The organism is Bacillota bacterium, assembly GCA_018333655.1.
Taxonomy (GTDB): domain Bacteria; phylum Bacillota; class UBA994; order UBA994; family UBA994; genus BS524.
On record JAGXTJ010000002.1, the window covers coordinates 40,592 to 57,461 of the forward strand.

Annotated in this window: 14 protein-coding genes; 1 reads left to right on the forward strand and 13 read right to left on the reverse strand. The window is 54.8% G+C overall.

Going from position 1 to position 16,870, the window contains the following annotated elements; translation table 11 throughout:
* Positions 1–60: 60 nt before the first annotated feature.
* From KGZ92_00365 to spoIIE, 13 genes are all read right to left on the reverse strand, one after another.
* Positions 61–675 carry a glycerol-3-phosphate acyltransferase gene (locus tag KGZ92_00365; protein MBS3887741.1) on the reverse strand — a complete coding sequence of 205 codons (615 nt, stop codon included), beginning with the start codon at positions 673–675 and terminating at the stop codon, positions 61–63.
* Between the two features lie 27 nt (positions 676–702).
* On the reverse strand, positions 703–2,373 hold the full coding sequence (locus KGZ92_00370; protein ID MBS3887742.1) for a formate--tetrahydrofolate ligase: 1,671 nt from the start codon (positions 2,371–2,373) through the stop codon (positions 703–705).
* Between the two features lie 27 nt (positions 2,374–2,400).
* The gene (locus KGZ92_00375; protein ID MBS3887743.1) at positions 2,401–3,030 is read right to left on the reverse strand and encodes a cyclodeaminase/cyclohydrolase family protein; all 630 of its coding nucleotides are present in this window, start codon (positions 3,028–3,030) and stop codon (positions 2,401–2,403) included.
* A 12-nt stretch (positions 3,031–3,042) separates the two neighbouring features.
* Positions 3,043–3,186, reverse strand: a complete 144-nt coding sequence (locus KGZ92_00380) for a hypothetical protein (protein ID MBS3887744.1) — start codon at positions 3,184–3,186, stop codon at positions 3,043–3,045.
* Positions 3,179–4,453 (reverse strand): imidazolonepropionase, encoded by a 1,275-nt coding sequence (gene hutI / locus KGZ92_00385; protein ID MBS3887745.1) that lies wholly within the window; start codon positions 4,451–4,453, stop codon positions 3,179–3,181. Before hutI ends, KGZ92_00380 begins: the two co-directional genes overlap by 8 nt.
* Positions 4,443–5,351 (reverse strand): glutamate formimidoyltransferase, encoded by a 909-nt coding sequence (gene ftcD / locus KGZ92_00390; GenBank protein ID MBS3887746.1) that lies wholly within the window; start codon positions 5,349–5,351, stop codon positions 4,443–4,445. The genes hutI and ftcD overlap by 11 nt, the downstream gene beginning before the upstream one ends.
* Before the next feature lie 9 nt (positions 5,352–5,360).
* A complete protein-coding gene (hutU, locus tag KGZ92_00395; GenBank protein MBS3887747.1) occupies positions 5,361–7,010 on the reverse strand; it encodes a urocanate hydratase in 1,650 nt (549 codons plus the stop codon).
* A 34-nt stretch (positions 7,011–7,044) separates the two neighbouring features.
* Entirely contained in the window at positions 7,045–8,577 is a 1,533-nt protein-coding gene (gene hutH, locus KGZ92_00400) for a histidine ammonia-lyase (protein ID MBS3887748.1), read from the reverse strand.
* 16 nt (positions 8,578–8,593) lie between these two features.
* Complete coding sequence (locus tag KGZ92_00405) at positions 8,594–8,944, reverse strand: hypothetical protein (protein ID MBS3887749.1); 351 nt, start codon at positions 8,942–8,944, stop codon at positions 8,594–8,596.
* Positions 8,945–9,141: 197 nt separating this feature from the next.
* A complete protein-coding gene (gene ftsH / locus KGZ92_00410) occupies positions 9,142–10,953 on the reverse strand; it encodes an ATP-dependent zinc metalloprotease FtsH (protein MBS3887750.1) in 1,812 nt (603 codons plus the stop codon).
* A gap of 113 nt (positions 10,954–11,066) precedes the next feature.
* Positions 11,067–11,594: a hypoxanthine phosphoribosyltransferase gene (hpt, locus tag KGZ92_00415; protein MBS3887751.1), complete on the reverse strand. Its 528-nt coding sequence runs from the start codon at positions 11,592–11,594 to the stop codon at positions 11,067–11,069.
* A gap of 1 nt (position 11,595) precedes the next feature.
* On the reverse strand, positions 11,596–12,981 hold the full coding sequence (gene tilS / locus KGZ92_00420; GenBank protein ID MBS3887752.1) for a tRNA lysidine(34) synthetase TilS: 1,386 nt from the start codon (positions 12,979–12,981) through the stop codon (positions 11,596–11,598).
* Positions 12,982–13,184: 203 nt separating this feature from the next.
* Positions 13,185–15,593: a stage II sporulation protein E gene (gene spoIIE / locus KGZ92_00425; protein MBS3887753.1), complete on the reverse strand. Its 2,409-nt coding sequence runs from the start codon at positions 15,591–15,593 to the stop codon at positions 13,185–13,187.
* A gap of 182 nt (positions 15,594–15,775) precedes the next feature.
* On the opposite strand from spoIIE, the gene KGZ92_00430 reads away from it, so the two are divergent.
* Positions 15,776–16,786 (forward strand): hypothetical protein, encoded by a 1,011-nt coding sequence (locus tag KGZ92_00430; protein ID MBS3887754.1) that lies wholly within the window; start codon positions 15,776–15,778, stop codon positions 16,784–16,786.
* The last annotated feature ends 84 nt before the right edge of the window (positions 16,787–16,870 follow it).

Sequence of the window (16,870 nt, forward strand, 5' to 3'; positions counted from 1 at the left end):
CACTGAAGGAATCAAAAAAGCCCCACCTTGAGGTGGGGCCTTTAACTTTGCCGCTTGTGGCTAACTCGCCTGTACTTTGCGTTTACGCTGATCCCTTAAATACATGGAGTAACCGCCGCCCGCGATGGGTAGGAGCATGGCCACCAGCAGGGCTGCGTGGGGGTATAAACCATGCCTCTGCCACACGAGAAAAAATACCGCCAAGAGCCCCGTCACGCTGAGCACGGGCACCGGACCGACATGGGGCAGGTACAGTGGGAGGGAGGTGTGCTTGTAAAGCAGGTAGGCCAGCAAGGCGGGAACTAACCCCAGCGCAAATTCGAGGGGAAAATGGTAGATAGTAACCCCAAAAGCCGGAGCTAGACCGCCGCCACCGCGAAAACCAAAGTAGAGCGGCCAGTTGTGCCCGGCCACTACGGCCATAGCACTTAGGAGCATCACCACAGGGTCTCTGCTTAGCGTGTAGACAAAGTAGGCGACTAAAACACCCTTTAGCGCATCAGAGATGCCCACGAGTAGTCCGAAACCCCAGCCAAACTGACGAACGGAGCCCGAGCCACCAGGATTGTCTGTGTTGCGGATGTCTTTCCCTTTAAGCAGTCGGCTATAGACAACGCCAAACAACAAGGAACCGACTAAGTAAGCCAGTGCTACTACTGTCAAACCCCAAAACACATTTACTCCCTCCGCTCCTGCTTTTGACTAGAATAACCCGGAAATTTTGCCGTCTGCATCCACGTCGATTTTCTCAGCCGCAGGCTCTTTTGGTAAGCCGGGCATGGTCATAATATCGCCGGTAAGAGCTACTATAAACCCCGCACCGCGCGAAACTCTAAGCTCGCGCACGGTAATGCGAAAACCACGCGGGCGACCGAGGAGGCTGGGGTCGTCACTGACGGAATACTGGGTCTTGGCCATGCAGATCGGCATCTTGTCAAAGCCAAGTTTCACAAACTGGCGCATGGTGTTTTCGGCTTCCTTGGTGAAATCAACGCCATCGGCACCGTATATTTCCCGGGCAATGGTTGCTATTTTATCCTTTATGGGCAGGTCAACAGAGTAGAGCGGCTTGAAATCGGCCGGCTCGTTTTCGATAGTAGTGAGTACCGCTTCGGCGAGAGCCTTGCCGCCCTCCCCGCCCTTGGCCCATACTTCTGACAAAGCCACCTTTGCACCTATCTTATGGCAACTTTCCGCAATCAATGCTAGTTCGGCTTCCGTATCCGCGGGGAAGCGGTTAATAGCCACCACTACCGGCACCCCAAACTTCTGCATGGACTCAATATGGCGCTCAAGATTGGCCACACCGAGACTTAAGGCCGCTAGGTTCTCTGTGTTGAGCTTCTTGATGTCGGCATTGCCGTGCAGTTTAAGTGCACGGGCCGTCGCCACAATGACGGCAACCTTCGGTTTAAGTCCGGCAAACCGGCACTTAATATTAAAGAACTTCTCTGCACCAAGGTCCGCCCCAAAGCCGGCCTCGGTCACCACATAGTCGGCTACCTTGAGAGCTAGTTTAGTGGCCTGCACGGAGTTACAGCCATGTGCGATATTGGCAAAAGGACCGCCATGAATAAAGGCGGGTACATTCTCTAGCGTCTGCACCAAGTTCGGCTTAATGGCGTCTTTTAAGAGCGCCGCCATAGCCCCTGCTACTTTAAGGTCGGCCACGGTGACTACTTCGCGCTCTGTATTGTAGCCCACAACTATGCGGCTGAGGCGCTCTTTGAGGTCGGCAATGTCTAGTGCCAGACAAAGAATGGCCATCACCTCTGAGGCTACGGTGATATCAAAGCCATCCTCGCGGGGAACGCCATTATTCTTGCCACCCAGGCCGACAATGGTCTGCCTGATGGAACGGTCATTCATGTCCATAGCGCGGCGGAAGGTGATGCGGCGCGTGTCAATGTTCAAGGCATTACCTTGGTGAATATGGTTATCTAGGATGGCTGCCAGCATATTGTGCGCTGTGGTAATGGCGTGCAGGTCGCCGGTGAAGTGCAGATTAATGTCCTCCATGGGTACGACTTGCGAGAAGCCGCCGCCCGCAGCTCCGCCCTTGACGCCCATACTAGGACCAAGCGAGGGCTCGCGCAGGGCGATAGCTGTCTTCTTGCCTAGCTTAGCAAGAGCCTGACCCAAGCCTACTGTCGTCGTCGTCTTGCCCTCGCCTGCGGCGGTAGGGTTAATGGCGGTGACGAGAATAAGATTCCCGTCAGGCTTACTGGCTAGGCGTTTGGCGACCGCAGGTGATATTTTGGCCTTGTACTTGCCATACAACTCGAGGTCGTCTTCGGTAAGACCCATACTCTTGGCCACGTCAATGATGGGGAGCATACTAGCGCTTTGGGCAATTTCGATGTCAGATTTCACGCAGTCACATTCCTTCCCTAAATGTAGTTAACGTAGTGCAGCCAGTTTGGCGCTTACTTGCGCTTCGAGAACAGTCGCCCGTGCCAGTAGGGCAGCGGCCTCCGCCGCCATTTCTTCTGCCCACGCAGGCTGCGGGTCTAAAGACGTCAAGTTAATACGCACATTGTAGAGGGCACCGCGTAATGCGGCGAACGCCATGAGCCCCGCCACACCAGCATCTGTTAGGGCGTTATGATTACCCTTTTCGGCTACTATGTTAGCCTGTTCTAACACTCTGAACGCTGCACTTGCCGTCCTGAGTGGCACCTCTGCTGCTAGACGCACCGCCTTTTCGATGGCAAGCTGTCTTGCGGCCACTTCGTCTGCGGCCAACTTGGGCAATTTGTGTGCGGCCATAACTGCCTGGTAGGCGAGTGCGTCCTCATCAGCTAAGGCTAAAAGAGAAGAACGCTGGTCGTGTGCCGCCTCTTTAGCTGCCTCCATCTCGGCCTGTACGGCGACGTACTTCTTGCGGTTCACGGTGAGGCTGGCCACCATCTCCACCAGCGAAGCTGCCATGGCCCCGGCGAGCGCGGCTGCCGTGCCGCCCCCGGGCGTGGGGTCACCACTAGCTAGGGCGTCGAGAATACCATTGTATTTTTCTGCTGCAAAATGCAATTCGTCAACCTCCTACTGTCCTGTTACGGCACGGTAAATCATCCAAGCCAAAAGACCAAGCGCCCCGCCGCCCACCATGTACACCCACATCTCAATTTTTGGCGCTTGCTTCTTCTCTACTTTAGGTGGGGACTTCTTCTTTTTTCCCTTAGCCATAAATACACTTCCCTTCACTTACAACTAGTTTGCCGCGCTTAATCACTTTATCGACCAAGTTCACCCCGAGGTGGTAAGGCACGAAATCAAGACTGGGAGCATTCAATATGGTTATATCCGCTAACTTACACGCTTCTAGGCTGCCGCACTCTTCTCCGCGCCGAATGGCATGAGCAGCATTGATGGTAGAAGCGGCAAAAGCTTGGGCCGGCGTGAAGCCGTAATGAAAACAGGCCATAGACTGCAAGAGCTGCATACTGGGCAGTGGTGATGTGCCCGGGTTGTAGTCAGTAGATATGGCTACAGGCACCCCTAAGGCGAGCATCTCCTTAAAGGGCGCACGCTTCGGTGTCTGCAAAATGAAGGAGGTCGCCGGCAAGAGCACCGCAATAACCTTTGCGGCCGCCATGGCTACGAGGTGTGCGGAGTCGGCGTGAATAAGGTGCTCTGCCGAAACTGCGCCTAGCTCAGCCGCGAGAAGCGCCCCCCCGAGAGGGGTAATTTCGTCAGCATGTACTTTAGCTCCAAGACCCAGCTTTTGCGCGGCGAGCAAGACCTTACGGCATTCTTCAATGGTAAAGGCCTTGTTTTCACAAAAACAGTCGCAAAACTCGGCTAGTCGCTCTGCGGCAACTTGTGGCAACATATCGTGCACAAGGCTGCCTATGTAGCCCTTTCTGTTGGCAGCATACTCTGGCGGCAGGGCGTGTGCTCCCATAAATGTACGCACTATGTCTACGGGGTGTTGGCCATCGGCCTCACGCAAAACCCGAAGCTGCTTAAGCTCATCCTCGAGGGTCAGCCCATAGCCGCTCTTGGCCTCTACGGTGGTGGTGCCATGCAGCAGCATAGTGTCTAGAGAGCTACGGACTTTAGCCAGTAACTCCGCCGGGGTCGCCGCGCGGGTCTTCGTGACGGTACTAATAATACCGCCGCCGCTCGCCAGAATATCGAGGTAGGAGTTCCCCGCTAGCCGCAGCGGCAACTCATGGTCTCGCCAACCCGCGAAACTAAGATGGGTGTGGCAGTCTACATAACCTGGCATAACTAGTTTCCCCGTGGCGTCAATTGTGCTTGTTTCGGCGTCACAATAGGCCATGGCTTCATCATAGTTGTCGGTAACCGCTAAGATTCTTTCACCTTGCACGAGCACATACCCCCGGGTAAGGGTGATAACTTCTCCTAGCGCCTTACCAACTTGGGGGCTCTGGCTGTACCCTACCGTAGTGACGACCCTGCCCTCGGCGATGATGAGACTAGCCTTCATGTCTAGCCGCTAGTTTTAGCTCTAGCACCTGCTCCTGATTAAAGTCGGTGAGCTGCAAGTAGTGCGCCGCGACGTCGAGCATGGCTTTTGCCGGCAGGAGGCCGATAACCTCGCTACTGGCAACTGTTACTCCATGCTTGGCCGCTTCTAGCTTAATGGCTTCGAATACGGTATGCAGCCCGGTCACCGTGAAATCTACCATGTTCATGGAGATTTGCGCCTGTCCCGTGGCCTCGAGCATGAGGCCAAGCCCTTTGACTGCCGGCAAGCCACCACTTGACTCCCGCACGGCCTTGGCAATGGCCTTGGCAATTTTGACGTCCCCCGAGGCTAGATTGACATTAAAAGCCACCAAGGGAGGGCGCGCGCCAACTACTGTCGCGCCGGCAGACCTGTGTAGGCGCGCCGGGCCAAAGTCTGGGTGGCGCTCTTCCTTGTTAATGTCAAGCTTCAGCCCTTCATACTCGCCTCGCCGCACATCGGCTAAGTTCCGACGCTCTGGTTTTTTGGCCGCTTTTTCATACAAGTACACGGGGATAGCGAGCTCGCGCGCAATGCGTTCACCAAGGGCTTCGGCAATTTGTACACAGTCCTCCATCGTCGCACCCGTCAGCGGCACAAAAGGAATGACATCTGTCGCTCCCATGCGGGGGTGCTCCCCCCGGTGCGTTTCCATGTTAATGAGCTCCGCCGCTTTGGCGGTAGCACGAAAAGCGGCCTCGGCTACTACAGAGGCGTCGCCCACAAAAGTTATTACCACCCGGTTGTGGTCGACATCAGGTTTGTGGTCGAGCAGGGTCACTCCTTCTACGCCCTTGATGGCGTCAAGAATGGCGGCAATTACCTCGGGGCGCCGCCCTTCGCTAAAATTAGGCACACATTGTACTAGCTTCATTATCTAACACCTCTACTTCATCATCGGTATCTTAACGCCGCGCTCTTTAGCGACTTGGCAGGCGAGCTCGTACCCCGCATCGGCATGGCGCATAACGCCGGTGCCCGGGTCCGTAGTCAGCACTCTCTCGAGGCGCTTCCCTGCCTCCTCGGTGCCATCAGCGACCACCACCATGCCGGCATGAATAGAATACCCTATGCCTACACCCCCACCATGGTGCACCGAAACCCAAGTCGCTCCGGCAACAGAGTTAAGCAAGGCATTTAGTATCGGCCAGTCAGCAATGGCGTCTGAGCCATCTAGCATGGCTTCTGTTTCGCGATTAGGTGAGGCTACAGAACCGGCATCGAGGTGGTCTCGCCCAATGACGATAGGCGCCTTTAGCTCGCCGCTCTTAACCATCTCGTTAATAGCCAAGCCGAACTTAGCCCTCTCGCCATACCCCAGCCAGCAGATGCGCGCGGGTAAACCCTGAAACGCCACTCTTTCTTGCGCCATGGTAATCCAGCGTCGCAGGGCCTTGTCTTCGGGGAAAAGCTCCAAGACCTTAGCGTCAGTTTTGTAGATGTCTTCTACATCGCCTGAAAGAGCCACCCAACGGAAAGGCCCTTTGCCCTCGCAGAAAAGGGGACGAATATAGGCCGGAACAAAGCCAGGAAAGTCAAAAGCATTCTCCACACCGGCCTCTTTGGCCTGTTGGCGAATGTTGTTGCCGTAGTCAAAAACGTTCGCGCCTGCTTTTTGCATGTCAAGCATCGCTTCTACATGGCGCGCCATGCTCTGCATCGACCTTGCGACGTATTCCTCCGGCTTCTCCGAGCGCAGCTTGGCTGCCTCCTCAAGGCTAAGACCCGCGGGTATGTATCCAACTAAGGGATCATGTGCCGAGGTCTGATCAGTCACGAGGTCGGGCACAATACCGCGTCGCACCATCTCTGGCAGTATCACGGCGGCATTGCCAAGCAGCCCAATAGATAGCGCGCGACCCTCGTGCTGTGCGGCCCGCGCGAGTTCTAGCGCCGCGTCAAGATTATCTACCCAGGTGTCAAGGTAACGCGACTGTAGGCGTCGCTCGATACGGGTCTGATCAACTTCGATGCACAAGGCTACCCCTTCATTCATGGTCACTGCCAGCGGCTGTGCTCCCCCCATGCCGCCTAGGCCGGCGGTGAGAGTGAGTCTGCCCTTGAGAGTGCCCCCAAAATGCCGTCGTGCTGCCTCAGCAAAAGTCTCGTAAGTGCCTTGGAGGATGCCCTGTGTGGCAATATATATCCATGAGCCGGCAGTCATCTGGCCATACATGGTGAGCCCAAGACGCTCTAACTCACGAAATTTCTCCCATGTCGCCCAGTGGGGCACCAACATGGAGTTACTGATGAGCACCCTAGGCGCGTGCGCATGCGTGGTGAAGACACCCACTGGCTTGCCCGATTGCACGAGCAGAGTTTCATCGTCCTTAAGGTCGCGCAGCGCTTTAACTATGGCCTCGTAGCAGGCGGCGTTACGGGCTGCCTTGCCGGTGCCGCCGTAGACGATAAGGTCTTCGGGACGTTCGGCTACTTCGGGGTCAAGATTGTTCATTAACATGCGCAAGGCGGCCTCTTGCTGCCACCCTCGGCAACTAAGTTCAGTACCCCGTGGCGCCCTAATCTCTTTGTTCATTGCTTGTTCCTCCCTTTGTTTATGCAAAATGTCACTATGCGAGATGGCAGAACTCGCCGATAACAGACTCGGCGGCTCGCTGTACCTGCCCCCCGTTGATCAGGCTGTAGGCATGATTAAGCTCCCCATATAAAACACGATCCTCACCTAGTGTGGGTACCACGACCCGCACCAAGTCGTGCACCGCTTGTGTGGCCGGAGATAGCTTGCCAGCCACCTGCAAATCTATAGCCTGGCAGGCGGCGATAAGCTCGATGCCTAGGATACGTGTGGTGTTCTCCACCACTTGACGCACTTTGCGGCAAGAAAAACCGCCCATGCTGACGTGGTCTTCTTGGTTGGCACTAGAGGGGATGGAATCCACGGAGGCTGGGTGGCAAAGCACCTTGTTTTCGGAAACTAAAGCGGCAGCGGTGTACTGGGGAATCATGTAGCCGGAGTTAAGCCCGCCAAAACGAGTAAGAAAAGCGGGCAACCCAGAAAGCTGCGGGTTTACTAGCCTCTCAATGCGCCGTTCCGCTATATTCCCTATTTCAGCCACAGCCATAGCGAGGTAGTCTCCACCTAGCGCTAGAAACTCGCCGTGGAAATTCCCCCCTGAAATAACCTCGGCCTGTTCGGGGAAAACGAGCGGGTTATCGGTAGCCGAATTACACTCGATAAGCATGGTTTCAGCCACATGGGTGAGGGCATGCAGGCAGGCTCCGTGTACTTGGGGGATACAGCGCAGGGAGTAGGCGTCCTGCACGCGTATTTCGCCAGGGACAGAGACCCACTCGCTGCCAGAGAGCAAGCGACGCATGGCCAGAGCAGCCAGCGCTTGCCCGCGATGTGGACGTACGGCAGAGAGCTTTTCATCATAGGCGGCCACTATGCCGCGCAAGGCTTGGTGAGTTAAAGCCGCGGTGATAAAACTGGCCTTAAGAACCCCTAGCGCATCAATCACAGCCAGACTAAGGCTTGCCCCCATGGCCTGGGTACCGTTAATGAGGGCCAGCCCTTCTTTAGCCTCTAGCTCTAGCGGCTTTAAGTTACGGCGGGCGAGTGCTACGCTACCAGGAACCACCTCGCCGTCAATCTCGGCTTCACCTTCACCAATCAAGACCAAGACAACATGCGACAATGGTGCTAAATCTCCGCTAGCTCCGAGCGAGCCCTGCGATGGCACTACGGGGTGAATCTTTGCATTTAATAGATTAAGCAAGGCCTGCACCGTAGCCTCTTTCACGCCGGAATAACCTTTGGCGAGGGCATTGGCGCGCAGTAGCATCAGTGTCCTGACGGTATCTTGCGGCAAGGGAGCCCCGACTCCGCAAGCATGGCTGACAATTAGGTTTCTTTGCAGCTTGGCTACTTGTTCTTTGCTGATAGTTATGTCAGAGAACTTGCCGAAACCGGTAGTAATGCCGTAGACTGCCTTCTCTTCGGCCACGAGGCGGTCCACAAGGGCGCGGGCAGCGGCAATCTTCCCCCTCGCCTGCTCAGCGAGCAAGACGGGGGCCCCATTTCTACTTACGGCAAGTATATCTTCATATGTAAGATTGGCACCACTGATGGATACGGTCATTCCCTCTCCCACTCTCCTAATCATCGCCTTTGCGCACAATTCCAATAGGGGTGAGGGTTCCCTCCTCACCTAGTGGATTGTCGAGCAGTATCTTTCTCATAAGCTTAGTGTCTACCCCTGCTGAATGCGCGACAACAGCGCCGTGCCCCGAGGCATTAGCGCTGACAACACAGACCTGCACCCCCAGCCCTCTGGAGATGGCGAGGCACCAAGCCGCTAGATCCACGCTCCTACCCCCCTCTGCCGTGCTTATGGCTCGCTGGGAAACAAACACAGTGTCTCCAGGCTGCAGGGAGCCGGCACAGTATCGCTTGAGCAAGGCCGCGAAATCCTCTCCCGGCATAATACGATGAGTCTTAATCATCACTCGCAAGTAGACCTGGCCGTCTATGGTACGCGTGGGACTTTTTTGTTTGGGGCGGTGAGAATACAATGCTATCACCTCAAACACTATTGTGTTCTTTTCCCCGCCCGCAAAATCCTGCTGCCAATTAAAAATGGCTACCTCGAGCACCAAGCACAAAAAAATAATCCGGCACTCATTGCTGAATGCCGGACAGACTGTTAGGCAGGAGCTAGCGGTGGCAGAGACCCGGTGGCTAGCAATTCGTTTAACTCTTCGCCCCGCAGAGTTTCGCGCTCCAGCAGAGTGTTGGCAATAAGGTCTAGCTTCTCGCGATTGTTCTTTAGCAATTCTTCCGCTTGGTGGTAGGAGCGATCTACGATACGCCGCACCTCGCGGTCAATGGTGTGGGCTACCGTCTCGCTAAAATTGCGATGGCGAGATATATCGCGTCCCAGGAAGACTTGCTCCTCTTTCTCACCATAGGTGACGGGGCCAAGCTCCTCGCTCATGCCATACTCCATAATCATGCGCCGTACGAGGCGGGTCGACTTGTCGAGGTCATCTTGGGCGCCGGTAGAGATTTCATTGAAGACTAGTTGCTCGGCGACGCGACCAGACAAGGCATAGGTTACGTTGTTAAGGATTTCGGTGCGCGTCATGACAAAGCGGTCTTCGGTAGGCAGAGCAATGACGTACCCACCTGCCATACCGCGCGGAATGATGCTGACGAGATGCACGGGGTCAGCATCCTGCGTCAGGTACCTGCTCAAAGCATGCCCGGCTTCGTGGTAGGCGAAGACCTTTTTCTCGTGTGCCGAAATGACACGCGACTTCTTTTTCGGCCCGGCAATCACTCTGTTTACAGCTTCCTCTAGGTCTAACATGCCTATGGTCTGCCGATCTTGACGTGCGGCCAGAAGCGCACTTTCGTTGACTAAGTTCTCAAGGTCTGCCGCGGTAAAGCCAGGGGTTAGCCCTGCTACAACGGTCAGCTTAACTTCAGGCGCTAAGGGCTTGTTACGCACATGCACGCCCAAGATAGCTTCTCTTTCTTTGACATCTGGCCGGCCTACGGTTATTTGGCGGTCAAAACGACCGGGGCGGAGCAAGGCAGGGTCGAGGATATCGGGGCGGTTTGTGGCCGCCATAATAATAACGCCCTCATTGCCCTCGAAACCGTCCATTTCCACTAGCAACTGATTGAGCGTCTGTTCTCTTTCGTCATGGCCACCGCCAAGGCCAGCGCCGCGTTGTCTTCCGACTGCGTCTATTTCGTCAATAAAGACTATGGCCGGCGCACTCTTTTTGGCTTGGTCGAACATATCCCTCACCCGCGAAGCACCCACGCCGACAAACATCTCCACAAAGTCAGAACCGGAAATACTAAAGAAGGGCACCCCAGCTTCGCCGGCAACCGCCCTGGCCAGCCAAGTCTTACCCGTTCCGGGCGGGCCATACAGCATGACGCCCTTGGGGATACGTGCGCCGATGGCGCTAAACTTACCGGGGTTCTTTAAGAACTGAACTACTTCGTCAAGTTCTTCTTTGACCTCGTCATAGCCGGCAACATCTTTAAAGGTGATGCGTCTGCGCACGTCAGACTGCATTTTAGCGCGCGACTTGCCAAAACTCATGACCTTGTTGCCGCCAGCCTGAGACTGCTGCATAAAGAAATACCAGATGCCGGCGAACAAAGCGAACATCAGGCCGTACGAAAGCAGAGTCGTCCACCATGGTGGGGCGGGAGGATCCCGATATACATACTGTGTTTTCGTGCGGAGCAAGGGGATGAGTGCTTCGTCCCCTGGCGGCACAGTGACGCGGTAGGCGGTGCCGTCCCTTAACTCACCGGTGATGACATTACCCACCTGATTGGCAGTAGCAACCTGTTCGTTGACCACGAGGTTAAAGAATTCGTTGTAGCTGATCTCACGCGGCGCAGCCGTGCGCGCCACAAAAAACTGGATCAGGGACAATCCGACCATAATGATCAGCAAGTAGAAACTCGCAGTGCGTAAATTCCTGTTCAAAATTACTTAGTCCTCCTCTCACAGCACAATAGCTATCTTACCACAACCAAATGTATGGCGTAAAATTTTGCATAGGGGGCGGCAATATAGTATGGCTGTGCGCTGTTCTAACATCAATCGACATGCACGCATATATTGGGCAAATTGCGATAATATTGCTCAAAGTCTAGCCCATACCCCACCACAAAGAGATCGTCGATGGTGAAACCAAGATAATCTGGCACAATGCTGACCCGACGACGACTTGGCTTGTCCAGTAGGGTACAGGAACGGAGGCTTTTCGGCTTGCGCGAGCGCAGATTCTCAAGCAAGTAAGTCAGGGTGAGGCCGGTGTCCACAATATCCTCTACAATGAGCACATGGCTCCCCTCTACTGACTCTTCTAAGTCCTTAAGAAAGCGCACCACGCCGGATGTAGAGGTGGCCGACCCATAGCTAGAAACAGAAATAAAGTCTAGGACCGACTTGGTAGAGATATGACGGCATAAATCAGCTGCGAAAATGGCTGCGCCTCGCAACACCACGACGAGAAGTAGCTCCTCGCCTTCGTAATCCGCGCTAATCTGCCGACCCATGGCCTCCACCCTAGTCGCAATCTCCTCCTCTGAAAGCAGCACTCGCAAGTCTAATGGTTCTTGCATCTCATTTACCTCCACGTTGGTAGAATAGCTCTAGTATAGTATTTTGTTCCTTGGGGCAAAAAGCATTGGCTACGCGCAGGCCAGGCACCCAAGCAATCTGACCCTCGATCTCAATTATGGGCCAAGTATCTCGCCAAGGCAATGGAATTCGCGCCTCACTCATAGCTTGCTTTACTTTTTTGCGGCCTACGCCCCCTAAAAGTATATACGCATCATGCGGTCTACGGTTTCGCACCACGACTAAATCTCCACTGTAAGAAAGACAGGCGGCATAGCCAAAATCGCCTGGCTGGTTAGCCGAGCACTCTGTTACGCGTCGCGCTACGAGCTTGCCGCCACAGGGCAAATTATATTCACCAGGGACGCTAATGGTCAGATGATAATTTTCTTGGTTTTCTTCTGTGGCAGAATAAAAAACTAGGTGCTCACGTGTGCGCAAGACACGCACACCTGCGGGCAGGGTAATTCTCCGCCCAACCTGCTTATCTAGCAGCGCAAATGTTTCGGCAAGGTGAATTGTCTCTAGGTCTTTTCGCACCGTCGCAACACGAAAATAAGCCTCCGTAAGCACCCGCATCACCAAGGCCGCATGCACACCCATGAGCGCCTCTAGCCGGACACCAACACCAAAGTCGAGCGCTGAAATAGCGGCCGCACAAATAGGCAGGGCCTGTATGCTCATGTAGTCCACATCTTGAGCCACTTGAGAGGATAGGCGGTAGAGAGCTACGGCTACTTGCGGGTTAATTTGGCGCAGTAGAGGCATAACACTAAGTCGCACATAATTACGACTGTACTCTGTGCCCAAGTTGCTACTATCCACGCGGTAATCCTGACTACGCAGAGCCAAGAAAGCTTCAATTTCCTGGCGAGACACCATTAAAAAGGGTCGCACGATGAGAATGCCGACGAGACCCCGCTCCAGCGGGCTCATCGCCCGCAGGCCGCTCAAACCAGTACCACGCAGCAGCCTTAGCAGGACGGTTTCAGCTTGATCGTCCTGGTGGTGAGCCAGCGCTAGTTTATTTAGACCAAAGCGTTGCATCGCCGCGCTAAAAAAACGAAACCTCTCCTGCCGAGCCACATCCTGCATAGAGACACTCTTGCCCTCTAGCAACTTAGGTATGGACACATAGCCACACTCGCAGTCTACGCCAAGCTTATGGCACAGATCCTTGACGAAGCGACTATCTAGGTCAGCCTCCTCACCCCGCAAGCCATGGTTTAAGTGCGCCACGCGGACGGTGAAAGAAAGGCGTAGCGATAGCTCATGGAGGACTAAGAGTAGCGCCACAGAATCCGCACCCCCCGAAACACCCACGAGGATACGGTCTCCTGGCTCTGCCAAGCCATTTTTCACGACAAACTTCATGACCCGCTCTAACATCGTGCAGGAGACACCTCTTATCTAAGACTTTAGCGATTATTCTTTACTATAACATTTACAGCACGGGAGCAAAAGGGTGAAGCGCTAGTGAAGCGCTAGGGACGGTTCTCCCTGCTTCGCTCTTTGAAGCAAGGAGAACCGTCCCTAGCGCTTCGTCGCCTAGCGCTTCGGTCGAGGCAAAAAAGGAGGCCGCCGAAGCGGCCTCAACCAACGAGGGGGATGCTAATAGCTTTGTCCAAAATCTTAAGGACCAGCACGGTCATGTCGTCGGTAACCGTCCCGCCGCAATTGTTCCTCGCACGATTTAAAATATACTCTGCTAGGTCTTTGGCCTTTTCGGCAGTGGCTTGCCGTAATATGCGGCTAAGCCACTCTTCCTTGTCTACCATGCCGCCTTGCCCCTCTAGCACACCGTCTGACAGCATGACGAGAATATCTCCGGGGAGAAGCTGCAGTTTGCTGGTTTCTATTTCTATGTTACTAAGAATACCTGCTGGAAGCGTCGTCGCCCTAATGACATCGACTTTATCCCCCCGCCGGTGATATGAGGAACTGGCCCCAATTTTCATTACTTCCGCATTCCCTGTGTACAGGTCTAAGAGAGCCATGTCGACGGTAGCAAAGCTCTCGCCTTGTGAGCGCAAGGCCAGTACGGCATTTATTGTTTGTACCGTTACTTCTTTGTCAAACCCCGCGCGCAGCATCTGCTCCATTAGACTAATGGCTGTGCGGCTCTCTTGGCGGGCCAAAGGCCCATCGCCCATGCCGTCGCTTATCATCAGCGCTAGCTTGCCACCCACAAGCTCAGCAATGCGGAAACTGTCGCCTGAGATGCCCTGCGAGCGCGGAAGTTGCGCTATCCCAGCGTCCGTTGCTAGTACCTGTGCTGTGGAAAGACAGACGGTGCACTTGGATTTACCGGCTAAGCTCGCACAGCGGCGATTCTCGCGTACTACCTGGCGGCCGAGCAACTCCGTGACTAGGGGAATGAGAACGGTGGCACAGTGATTCTGTTCTTTGCTACAGGCATGCTTAGTAATTCTTGCTTCAATGCGGCCATTCTTGCCCTTTGTGACCTCAACCTGGGGAGAAAAGAGCCCCTGTTCGGCGAGCTCTCTCTTGATCTTCTCCTCGCTTTCACACAAGTACTCGACTTCTAAGTTAAAGTCAGCCACTAAAGAATCTATCACTTCCGCAACCCCCTTGAGCTGGCTGGCCACGAGCTGCCGCGACTCAACGGCCCGTTTCTGCCAGTACAAGGTTTGCCGATGCACTTCACAGAGCGAATTTAGACTCTTAAGCAACTCCTTCTGGCGGTCACATCGTCGCCTCACCGCCTCGGGGATCATGTCTATCGTTAGCGGTCCGTGCATATCCGTAAGGGCGAGCATATCAAGCAATCCTTGGTATGTCTTGTAAAAGTCCTTGCCCCAGCAGTTCTTGTGGCCCGGGCAATCTTCACACACATCCTGGGCGAGCCGATCCATGAGTTTATGCGCGCTTTGGTCAAAGGCATCTCCACTTTGCGCAGGCTGCCGAAAGGTCTCCGCTAGTTCCATGAACACATCGCCGAGCTCCCCTAGTCTTTTTCCGGCTAACACCTGCAATCGAGAAGCGTACCCACTGGCAACGGGCGCCTCTTCTTCGCGTAGGGCCATCGGCAGGAGGCGGTAAAGGCGCGAACGCACCTGTGAAGACGTGGCCATCAGCAGCAGGCTGGCTACTATGCCCTCTACCAGTTTATCCCCTAGGTAGTCGCGACCTCCGAAATTCACGGCGGAGAGCGCTGTAGCGGCCATAAAGCCCATAATGACGCCTGGCTTTTTCCAGTCTTTGAGCGCGCCAGCCACTAGGCCAGTGAAGGCATACGTTCCTACATAGTTGAGCGCCAAAGGGTTGCCGATATATATCAAGAAGGGCGCCGCCACCCCTGTAGCTGCTCCCCAGGCAGCGCCACCTAAGAGGCCAGACAACATGACCAAGTACTTGAGCGCTATACCCTGTAGGGCGACCCCGAACAAGCTAATGCCAGATAGGCCTACGATGGCTAGCGCGCCGGCTATGGCAATCGACAAAATTTCTTCGGATTTGAACCGTCGCTCAGTGGTAAACGAACCGAGCAGGGACACGGAGTTGACTAAAATAATGCTCATGGCCATGGTCAAGGCAACTTCGAGCAAGGTAGTAACAACGTCGTAGAGCGTCGGTGCTTGCCACCATAAGAGCGGTATCCTGACCACAACCACGGATATGCCCGCGAGAACCGCGCGAACTATGCGCTCCCATGAGCTTGGCACCAGTATTTTCTCGAGCGCTAAGTAGGCCAGAACCATCCCGAAAAAACTGACCATCATCATGGGGCCGCCACGCCAGAACACTCCTACACTTAAAGCGAGAGCGGTCACCCACTCTGCGCCGGGAACAACCATCCGCACGGCGGCAAAAAGGGCGACTGCGAACGGCGACAACTCGTAGAAGAGTGACGCACGACCTAGTAAAATCCCGGCCACGACGAGTGGCGCCAGGCGCGAGAAATGAGACAGCTCGTCCACCCGCCGATGCCCATAGGGCTTGTTCGCCGCAAGAACAGCTTTGAGGACCTTTGACTGCACATCCACACCCCCTAGTAGCTTGCTGGTGATTAGTAGTATAGGGGCAGGTAGTTGTACAATTTGTCGCTCTAAGGCCTCATTCCTAAGAAAAAATCGACATCTTTCGTGCCGGCTACCACACTCTGAGTAGCTCTATTACACCTCCATGGTATACTTAGCCTGACAAAGGAGGGTGACCTGTTGTGCCTAGAAGAGCGCTAATTTTGCTTATGCTATTCATACAGCTAATTCTAGTGACCGTGTGGGGCAGCCTAGCCCATGCCGAAGGCCTGCCCCACATCTCAGACGGACTACCAGGTAGATCGACAGCTTGGGAGATAGCACCCCCTCATAAGCTTAATATCATCGGTTTCTACGCCCTAGGCGATGCCAGAACAAGCAGCTGGATGGATCTTTTTGGCTCACCCTTCCCCCTTACTGCCCTAGGAAACACCGATATCGTCCATGAGTTGGCTTTAGGATGGTACACCATAGATGCGGCTGGGGCGCTCCTGACCCGTAGCCCGCGCCACGCCTGGCAACGCCCCCTAGCCTGGGAGTACGTCCTTAGCGCTGCAGGGCGCTATGACTTGCGCGCGGAAATGGTCGTCCACGAGACAAACCGTGGCGACCTCTTGACGACTTTTTTGGCAGATGACAAAGCTATGGAGCAGGCAGTGGCGGCCATAGCCGCCGCGTCCGGTCGTTACGGCGGTGTCAACCTTAACTTCGAAGGGCTTGGTTTTCTCGCCCGCGGTGAAGAAGAGAAAGCCATACGCGACAGCTTCACACACTTTGTCGCCCGCTTGGCTCCCGCTCTCCGCGCGGCCAATCGGACCCTGACCCTAACCCTGCACCCACCGAACAGCGTCTACCGCGGCTATGATTATGCGGCACTAGGCGCTCTTGCTGACCGCATTATCATTATGGCCCATGATTATGGCGAAAGCCCCGAACCGCTACATCGCGTCGTACAGGCAGTAGAAATGGCCCTCGTCCACGTGCCGCGAGAAAAGCTCATTTTGGGTATCTCTGTTTACACTGAAACAGCCGTGAGCATCGTCGACAAACTCGTCGTCGCCGAGCAATACCGCCTGCAGGGCGTATCTTTTTGGCGGCTCGGCCTCTTAATCGACGAGATGTGGCGCACGCTAAGGCAGGTGTTACCTTTTGTATCTGGCAGACTGAAAGTGAACCATTATGATGGAAAGTGACATTTAGAAAATGAACCACTCCGACCACAAACCCTGTATGCTAGAGGTTGCAAGACATCAAGCATTGGGGGTAATGAGGAGTGA